This is a genomic window from Microcystis sp. M53603_WE2, assembly GCF_030065435.1.
On the sequence record NZ_JASJFF010001280.1, the window covers coordinates 1 to 2964 of the forward strand.

Here is a 2964-nt window from a genome sequence, read left to right on the forward strand (position 1 = left end):
TAGGGTTTGCTGAATAATGGTAAAACCCTTTTAAAATAAAGCTTTTGACCTGTTAAAGTCCGATGTTAGTGCAAGAAAATAGGATTGGGACGTTCAAAAACCTTGCATTATCCTTCTTGTAGTACATCGCTTGGTACAAAAAACAAGGGCAACAAAGCCTAAAACGACCGACTCCTGACTCCTGACTCCTGACTCCTACCCCCAGGAAAAACTTTTTCAGCAGACCCTATATAAAAAAAGGAGTGAAAATAATCACTCCTACTGATAATCAGAAGAAAAAATGGCTTAAACCTAGAGAGCGTTGGCTCCCGCTACTACTTCTAGCAATTCTTGGGTAATAGCGGCTTGACGCGCCTTGTTGTAGGTACGGCTTAAAGTCCCGATTAACTCGCTGGCGTTCTCGCTGGCGTTGCTCATCGCCGTCATCCGGGCTGCTAATTCACTCGCTGCCGATTCCTGGAGAGCGCGCAGTAATTGGTTATTTAAGTACAAAGGTAGGAGAGAATCGAGGATTTGGACGGGATTCTGCTCAAAAATCATGTCTTGGGGAAAAACCTGCGCCGGTTGGCTGGCCATTTTTTCCCGTTGTACCTTAAATTTTCCTTCTTTAGTCACCAAACGGAAAATCTCGTCATCCTGTACCGCTAAACCTTGGGTAGTTAAAGGTAACAGGGTTTGAATCACCGGAGTGGCACTGATCAGGGAGATAAAACGAGTATAAATTAACTCGACACGATCAACAGTTTCCGATAAAAATAAGGAAAGCAATTCATCCCCAATCGTGCCAGCTTCATCGGCAGTGGGAATCTGTTCGAGGTTAATAAATTTAGCGGCAATGGGAGCATTCCGGCGCTCGAAATATTGTGCAGCTTTCCGGCCGGCAACAACTAATTGATACTTAATCCCTTGCTCTTTTAATTCATTCATCCGTTGTTCGGCACGACGGATGACGTTAGTATTATAACCGCCACAAAGACCTCGATCGCCTGTCACTACCAACAGAGCCACGGTTTTTACTTCCCGTTGGGCCAGTAGGGGTAAATTAACATCACTAAAGGCTAAACGACCTTGGAGATTATAAAGGACCTGAGCGAGGGCATCGGCAAAAGGACGGGTACAGAGAACTTGTTCTTGGGCGCGGCGCACTTTTGCGGCCGCCACCAGACGCATGGCCTCGGTAATTTTTTTGGTATTTTTGACCGATTGAATTTGGTCGCGAATCGCTTTGAGATTAGGCATAATTCAGTTATCAGTTATCAGTTATCAGTTATCAGTTATCAGTCAAGAGTCGGGGTTTAGGAGGGAATGGAGAGGTGGGGAAACAGGGAAATGGGGAGATAGAGAAATTTCAACTCATACCCCAAAACCCCAAAACCTCAACACCCCATCCCCCAAAACCTAACCCCCATTACCAACATTTATTTACTGATTACCGAGATTATTTAAAAGCCTGTTTGTACTCATTGATGCCATCTTTGAGCAGGCCTTCCGCTTCGTCGTTGAGTTGTTTTTCAGTGCTGACGATCTCAACGTAGCGAGGTTTGCTGGTTTTCAGGTATTCCCGTAAACCGGTGCAGAAATCGATAACTTTATCGGTGGCGATATCGTCGAGATAACCGTTTAAACCGGCATAAACCACCGCCACCTGTTCCCAAACGGAGAGGGGGAAGTTTTGGGGCTGTTTCAGGATTTGACGCAGACGTTGACCGCGAGCCAGTTGTGCTTGGGTGGCCGCATCAAGGTCAGAAGCGAATTGAGCAAAAGCTTCTAATTCGTCAAACTGGGCTAATTCGAGTTTTAATTTACCGGCAACTTTCTTCATCGCTTTAGTTTGGGCCGCCGAACCCACGCGGGATACGGAAATACCAGCGTTAATAGCGGGACGGAAACCAGCGTTAAAGAGGTCGGTGGAGAGGAAGATCTGACCGTCAGTAATCGAAATTACATTGGTGGGAATGTAGGCAGAAACGTCACCGGCTTGGGTTTCGATAATCGGCAGGGCGGTCATGCTGCCACCACCGAGGGCATCGCTGAGTTTAGCGGCGCGCTCTAGTAAACGGGAGTGGAGATAGAAAACGTCGCCGGGGTAAGCTTCCCGACCGGGAGGACGACGCATGAGCAGGGATAGCTGACGATAAGCTTGAGCCTGTTTGGTGAGGTCATCGTAGATAACTAGGGTCGCTTTGCCTTTATACATGAAGTATTCGGCGATCGAAGCTCCGGTGTAGGGGGCGATATACTGGAGGGTGGCGGGGTCGTTAGCGTTAGCGGCCACCACCACGGTGTAATCCATAGCGCCTCTTTGGGTGAGGGTGTCGATTACTTGGGCGACGGTGGAGGCTTTTTGACCGATGGCGACATAGACACAGATCACGTCTTCGCTTTTCTGGTTAATGATCGTGTCAATGGCGATCGCTGTTTTACCGGTTTTTCTGTCACCGATAATTAACTCCCGTTGACCACGACCGACGGGAATCATGGCATCGATAGCGGTAATGCCGGTTTGCATCGGTTCACAGACGGATTTGCGAGCGACAATACCGGGGGCGGGGGATTCCACCAGACGGGTTTCGCTGGCGAGGATGTCCCCTTTACCGTCGATGGGACGACCGAGAGCATCAACCACGCGGCCGACTAAGGCTTCACCCACGGGAACCTGAGCGATTTTACCGGTAGCTTTCACCGTACCGCCTTCTTTAATCCCGAAACCGTCACCCATTAACACTGCACCGACGTTATCTTCTTCGAGGTTAAGGGCGATGCCGACGGTTCCATCTTCAAATTCTAATAGTTCTCCCGACATGGCCTGTTGTAGGCCGTAGATGCGGGCAGTACCGTCACCTACTTGTAGGACGGTTCCCACGTTGGAGACCTGTACTTCTTGGTTATAGGATTCGATCTGTTGACGAATAATCGTGCTAATTTCGTCGGGTCTGATAGCTACCATAGTTTAATCTGGGAAAA

General features: G+C 48.6%; 2 protein-coding genes. Both read right to left on the bottom strand.

What is annotated here, in order from left to right; all coding sequences use genetic code 11:
* Nucleotides 1-291 precede the first annotated feature (291 nt).
* Nucleotides 292-1239 (bottom strand): F0F1 ATP synthase subunit gamma, encoded by a 948-nt coding sequence (locus PX481_RS26755; RefSeq protein WP_002763363.1) that lies wholly within the window; start codon nucleotides 1237-1239, stop codon nucleotides 292-294.
* A 199-nt stretch (nucleotides 1240-1438) separates the two neighbouring features.
* Nucleotides 1439-2947, bottom strand: coding sequence for a F0F1 ATP synthase subunit alpha (gene atpA / locus PX481_RS26760; protein WP_002750072.1), 1509 nt, complete (start codon nucleotides 2945-2947; stop codon nucleotides 1439-1441).
* Between the last annotated feature and the right edge of the window lie 17 nt (nucleotides 2948-2964).